The sequence below is a fragment of the Acidisoma sp. C75 genome (assembly GCF_054665095.1).
In genome coordinates, this window is the sequence record NZ_BAAFHD010000003.1 from 375,699 (window position 1) to 381,698 (window position 6,000).

A 6,000-nucleotide genomic window follows, 5' to 3' on the forward strand; every position below is an offset into this window, starting at 1 on the left:
GGGCGGCGCGATGCCTTTATTGCCTCATTTGCCGCCGCCGGCGGATAAGTTGCGGAAAAAGGCCGCGGAGAGGCGCCCGTCACATTCTTGTGCAGGCGCGAAGAAGGGGTTGATGCCCCCGCGCAAGGCGTCCGCTCGCGCCACGAAAAAACCCCTGCGGCGCACCGGGCCGCAGGGGTTCTTGGTCGGTAAGGGCCTGCCGAAACCGGGGGCCGGCTGCCTGGGGGCCTCGCTTAGAAGCCTTCGCGCTCCAGGCGCTTGCGCTCCATCTTGCGGGCGCGGCGCACCGCTTCCGCCGCCTCCCGGGCCCGCCGCTCGGACGGCTTCTCGAAATGACGACGCAGCTTCATCTCGCGAAAAATACCTTCGCGCTGCATCTTCTTCTTAAGCGCTTTGAGCGCCTGATCGACATTGTTGTCGCGAACGAGAACCTGCACCGGGCCGCCTGCTCCATCTGATGGAATTGCTATAATGAGAGAGGGGCGGAAAACGCGCTCCGCCCCAGGACAGGCGCGGCCTATACCATGTTCGCGCCGCCCGTCCAACCGCTTTCCTTTTCTGCCGTCTCGGAGCTGCCATTGGCCATACTCAAGATTGCCCGCATGGGCCACCCTGTCCTCCTCGGCCGTGCCGAGCCGGTGGAAGACCCCACCGCGCCCGAGGTGCAGCGGCTCATCGACGATATGATCGAGACCATGCTCGATGCCGGTGGGGTTGGCCTCGCCGCGCCGCAAGTGCATGTTCCGCTTCGCCTTTTCGTCTTTCACCTGCCGGCGGAGCGGGGCGCGGAGGAGAGCGAGGCGGGGCTGCCGCCACAGGCCGTGATCAATCCGCAGCTTTTCGCCGAGGCCGGTGCCGATCAGCGCCTCGGCTGGGAGGGCTGCCTCTCCATCCCGGGGCTGCAGGCGGCGGTGCCCCGCTTCACGCACATCACCTATACGGGAAAGGATCGTCACGGCAGCGCGATCCATCGTCAGGCGCGGGGGCTGCATGCCGTTGTGGTGCAGCATGAAAGTGACCATCTCGACGGCATCCTCTATCCCATGCGGATGACGGATTTTTCGCTGATCGGCTTCAATGAGGAGCTGGCGCGTTTTGCCCCGGCTCTGCCCGGTGCGGGAGACTGACGATGCGGCCTGATCTGGACCAACCGATGGATGCCGAGACGCGGGCGGCGCTGGAAGCCATGCTACCCTTCGTTCCCCGCTACGGCTGGACGGAGCGGGCGCTGGCGGCCGGCCTCGTCGCAGCCGGGCGCGATGCGGGCGAGGTGGTGTTTCATTTCCCGCGCGGCGCGCCGGAGATGGTGGAGGCCTATTTCGCCCTCGCTCTGGAGCGCGCGCGGGCTGCCGCCGGGCCGCAGGTGGCGTGCGAAAACCGCGTCTCGAAGCGGGTGCGCGCGCTGGTCGCGGCGCTTTTGCGAAGCTTGGCGGTCGATCGCGAGGCGGCGCGGCGGGCTTGCGGCTGGCTTTTGCGGCCAGGCCAGGCGGTGCTCGCCGCGCGGATCACGGCGCGCATCGTCGATGCGATCTGGGAGGGGGCGGGCGATACCGCCGAGGATCTCAGCTGGTACACCAAGCGCGCCAGCCTGGCCGCGATCCTCTTGCCGACCTTTCTCTTCTGGCTGGCCCGGCCGGAGGAGAGCGAGGAGGCGGCGCTCGCCTTCTTCGAGCGGCGCCTCGCCGGGCTTGGCCGCATCGGGCGGCTGCGCGCGCGCCTCTCCCGCGGCTGCGGGCCGCGCCGCCCACTGGCTCGCCCGCCGGCCGCCGCGGCCAGTGCCCCGGCCGCCGGTTGACCGCGCCCATGCCCCGCGTCCGCATCATCCATACGACGGATTACGAATATGCCGAGCCGGTCAGGTTGACCGAGCATCGCCTGATGATGCGCCCGCGTGACAGCCATGACCTGCGCCTGCTGGACGCGACGCTCGGCATCCTGCCGGGCGGCGCCACCATCCGCTGGGCGCATGACGTGTTCGGCAACTCCGTCTGCTTCCTCAACTGGCCGGAGCGCCTCACCGATCATCTGCGCATCGTCTCGACGCTCGATCTCGAGCATTTTCCGGTCGAGGAGGGCATGCCGATCGACCCCTCGGCCGAGCATTACCCCTTCCGCTATGCGGGGGATGAATATCCCGATCTCAGCCGGCTGATCGAGCCGCATTACGCCGATCCGGATCGCCAGGTGGAGGCCTGGGCCCGCCGCTTCCTCCGCCGCGACGGGCAGACCCTGACGCGCGACCTGCTCATCGCCATGACCGAGGCGATCAAGGCCGATTTCATCTATGAGGGGCGCGAGGCCAAGGGAACCCATGCGCCGCTCGAGACGCTGGCGAGCGGGCGCGGCGCCTGCCGGGATTTCGCGGTGCTGATGATGGAGGCGGCGCGCAGCCTCGGCTTCGCGGCGCGTTTCGTCTCCGGCTACCTCTATGATGCGGCGCTTGTCGATAGCGTCGATCCGATGGTGGGCGGCGGCGCCACCCATGCCTGGTGCGCCATCTACCTGCCGGGCGCCGGCTGGGTGGAATATGACCCGACGAACGGGCTGATCGCCGGGCGCAACCTTATCCGCGTCTGCATGGCGCGCGAGCCGCATCAGGCGACGCCACTCTCCGGCGGCTATATCGGCCAGCCGGAGGATTTCCTGGCAATGACGGTCAATGTCGATGTCATCGTCGGTGAGCGGGAGGAGGCGCCGGCAGAGAGCGCGGAGCGCGAGGACGAGGCGCCGGCGGCTCCAGAGGCGGCGGAAGCAGAGGCGGAGGTGGAGAGCGACGCTGATGCGGAGGGCGCGGAGCGGCTGCGCCGCGCCGAGGCCGAGCGGCGGAATTCCGCGCTCGCCGAGATCACAGCCCCTTGAGGTAGCGCAAGGCAGTTCCTACCTTCCTGGCGTAAACCGCGCCTGTCGCCTCCTGAGGGGCAGAGCGTGCCGTCGTCGCCTCGATCGAAAGGGACAAGCCCATGGATATCGAAAAACTCACCGAACGTTCCCGCGGCTTCCTGCAAGCCGCGCAGACCATCGCCATCCGCGAATTCCACCAGCGCATCGGGGCCGAGCATCTGCTGAAGGCGATGCTGGACGATCCGGAGGGCGCGGCCTCCGGCCTCATCCGTGCCGCCGGCGGCGATGCCCAGGCCGCCAAGCGGGCCGTCGATCTCGACATCGCCCGCATCCCGAAAGTGCAGGGCGGCGGCGCCGGCCAGCCGCAGATCACCCCCGATCTGGTGCGCGTGCTCGATGCCGCGCAGCAGGCGGCCGAACGCGCGGGGGATGATTACGTCGCGCAGGACCGCCTGCTGGTCGCCCTCGCGGCGGCCGAGGGCGTCGCCGGGCGTGCGCTGCGCGAGGCCGGGGCGAACGCCCAGGCGCTCGACCGGGCGGTGACCGAGATGCGCAAAGGCCGCCGGGTGACGAGCGCCGGCGCGGAATCGACCTTCGACGCGCTCAAGAAATACGCCCGCGACGTGACCGAGCAGGCCCGCTCCGGCAAGCTCGATCCGGTGATCGGGCGGGATGAGGAGATCCGCCGGACGATTCAGGTGCTGGCCCGCCGCACCAAGAACAACCCGGTGCTGATCGGCGAGCCTGGCGTCGGCAAGACCGCGATCGTCGAGGGTCTGGCCTTGCGCATCGTCAATGGCGACGTGCCGGAGGCGCTCAAGAACAAGAAGCTGCTGGCGCTCGATCTCGGCGCCATGGTCGCGGGCGCCAAGTATCGCGGCGAGTTCGAGGAGCGGCTGAAGGCCGTGCTGCAGGAGATCGAGGCGGCGCAGGGTGAGGTCGTGCTCTTCATCGACGAGATGCACACCCTCGTCGGCGCCGGCAAGGCCGATGGCGCGATGGATGCCTCGAACCTCCTCAAGCCTGAACTCGCCCGCGGCACGCTGCACTGCATCGGGGCCACGACGCTCGACGAATACCGCAAGCATGTCGAGAAGGACGCGGCGCTGGCCCGGCGCTTCCAGCCGGTCTTCGTGGGCGAACCTTCGGTTGAAGATACAATCTCGATCCTCCGGGGCATCAAGGAGAAATACGAGCTGCACCATGGCGTGCGCATCTCGGATGGCGCGCTGGTCGCCGCCGCGACGCTCTCCAATCGCTATATCGCGGACCGCTTTCTGCCCGACAAGGCGATCGACCTCGTGGACGAGGCGGCGAGCCGCCTACGCATGCAGGTGGATAGCAAGCCCGAGGAGCTCGACGAATTGGACCGCCGGCTACTCCAGCTCAAGATCGAGCGGGAGGCGCTGCGGCGGGAGGAGGATGCAGCCTCGCGGGAGCGGCTGGAGAAGCTGGAGCGCGAGGTCTCCGAGCTACAGGAAAAGTCGGACGCGCTGACCACCGCCTGGAGCAACGAGAAGGACCGGCTGGCGGGGGCCCAGAAGCTCAAGGAAAAGCTCGACCAGGCGCGCAGCGAAGTCGAGATGGCGCAGCGGCGGGGCGATCTCGGCCGTGCCTCGGAGCTGCTCTACGGCGTCATCCCCGGGCTCGAACGCCAGATCGCCGAGAGCCAGTCGGATGGGCGGCTGGTCAATGAAGCGGTGACTGAGGAGCAGATCGCCTCCGTCGTCAGCCGGTGGACCGGCGTGCCGGTCGATCGCATGCTGGAAGGCGAGCGCGCCAAGCTTCTGCGCATGGAGGACGAACTGCGCCGGCGGGTCGTCGGGCAGGAGGATGCGCTCCGCGCCGTCTCCAACGCCGTGCGGCGGGCACGGGCGGGCTTGCAGGATCCGAACCGGCCGATCGGCAGCTTCCTCTTCCTCGGCCCCACTGGTGTCGGCAAGACGGAACTCACCAAGGCGCTCGCGGCCTTCCTCTTCGATGACGAAAGGGCGCTGCTCCGCGTCGATATGAGCGAGTTCATGGAGAAGCATGCCGTCTCCCGCCTCATCGGCGCGCCGCCCGGCTATGTCGGCTACGATGAGGGTGGGGTGCTGACGGAGGCGGTGCGGCGGCGGCCCTACCAGGTGATCCTCTTCGATGAGGTCGAGAAAGCGCATGAGGATGTCTTCAACATCCTGCTGCAGGTGCTGGATGACGGGCGGCTGACCGACGGCCAGGGGCGCACGGTCGATTTCCGCAATACGATCATCGTGCTGACGAGCAACCTCGGCAGCGAGATCCTCGCCGCTCAGCCGGAGGGGGAAACGCCCGCCATGGTGCAGGGCCAGGTGATGACGATCGTGCGGGCGCATTTCCGGCCCGAATTCCTCAACCGTCTGGATGAGGTGATCCTGTTCCAGCGCCTGCAGCGGGCGGAGATGGCCTCGATCGTGCAAATCCAGCTCACACGCCTGCGCGCGCTGCTGGCGGATCGCAAGATTACGCTCGAGCTCGATGCCGCAGCCCTCGAATGGCTGGCCGCGGAAGGCTACGATCCGGTCTATGGCGCTCGGCCGCTGAAGCGGGTGATCCAGCGGACGCTGCAAAACCCGCTCGCCGGGCTTATCCTGGAAGGCGCGATCCACGATGGGGAGCGGGTGGCGGTTTCAGCCGGCCGCGAGGGGCTGATCATCAACGGCCGGCTGGCAGAAGCCGCGTAATCTTCCCGCCCAGGGGCCGGCGCCTCTCCGGCGGCGGCCCCTGATCGGCAGGGTTCAGCCAAGCCTGAGTTGTGATCTTCAAAGATTTGCGGGCGCGCCACGTTTCCGGTCAGGCGAGCGGGTCGGCCGTGGCCGTCTGCACATTTGTGCATAGGCTGCATGCGTGGTGGCGTTCCAGGCTCCGTCAGCGGTGCTGTGGCGGCGGAAGGCAGGCAAGACGCTGAAGTCTTTGGGAAATCACGGCCCAATGGGCTGTCACCGCTCTGACATTTTGAGCGTTGACAGGGGCGGCGGGGGCGCTTAGAAGGCCGTCCACCGACGAGGCACGGTTTTTACGGCGGAAACGCCGGTCTGAAAACTTTCCAGTCTCGTCTTTGATCTTTGACAATTGTATCTGGATGGAAGGGATATGTTGGTGGCGCTGTCTGCTGGGTTTAGGCCTGGCGGGTTTGCTTGT

General features: G+C 67.7%; 5 protein-coding genes. 4 read left to right on the forward strand and 1 reads right to left on the reverse strand.

Annotation, left to right across the window (positions count from 1 at the left end):
* Positions 1–233: 233 nt before the first annotated feature.
* Positions 234–437: a 30S ribosomal protein S21 gene (gene rpsU / locus ACYQ7X_RS06170; RefSeq protein ID WP_141459012.1), complete on the reverse strand. Its 204-nt coding sequence runs from the start codon at positions 435–437 to the stop codon at positions 234–236.
* Between the two features lie 141 nt (positions 438–578).
* Here rpsU and def point away from each other — a divergent pair, with 141 nt between their 5' ends.
* The 4 genes from def to clpB all read left to right on the forward strand — a co-directional run bounded on the left by def (position 579) and on the right by clpB (position 5,543).
* Positions 579–1,127 carry a peptide deformylase gene (def, locus tag ACYQ7X_RS06175; RefSeq protein ID WP_459696007.1) on the forward strand — a complete coding sequence of 183 codons (549 nt, stop codon included), beginning with the start codon at positions 579–581 and terminating at the stop codon, positions 1,125–1,127.
* A 2-nt stretch (positions 1,128–1,129) separates the two neighbouring features.
* Positions 1,130–1,795 carry a COQ9 family protein gene (locus ACYQ7X_RS06180; RefSeq protein ID WP_459696008.1) on the forward strand — a complete coding sequence of 222 codons (666 nt, stop codon included), beginning with the start codon at positions 1,130–1,132 and terminating at the stop codon, positions 1,793–1,795.
* 8 nt (positions 1,796–1,803) lie between these two features.
* Entirely contained in the window at positions 1,804–2,859 is a 1,056-nt protein-coding gene (locus ACYQ7X_RS06185) for a transglutaminase family protein (RefSeq protein WP_459696009.1), read from the forward strand.
* Positions 2,860–2,960: 101 nt separating this feature from the next.
* Positions 2,961–5,543 (forward strand): ATP-dependent chaperone ClpB, encoded by a 2,583-nt coding sequence (gene clpB, locus ACYQ7X_RS06190; protein ID WP_459696010.1) that lies wholly within the window; start codon positions 2,961–2,963, stop codon positions 5,541–5,543.
* The last annotated feature ends 457 nt before the right edge of the window (positions 5,544–6,000 follow it).

What these genes read in the sequence shown, in the direction of transcription:
- ACYQ7X_RS06180 (WP_459696008.1), top strand. Translation starts at nt 1,130, where the DNA reads ATGCGGCCTGATCTGGACCAACCGATGGATGCCGAGACGCGGGCGGCG.
- ACYQ7X_RS06185 (WP_459696009.1), top strand. Translation starts at nt 1,804, where the DNA reads ATGCCCCGCGTCCGCATCATCCATACGACGGATTACGAATATGCCGAG.
- clpB (WP_459696010.1), top strand. Translation starts at nt 2,961, where the DNA reads ATGGATATCGAAAAACTCACCGAACGTTCCCGCGGCTTCCTGCAAGCC.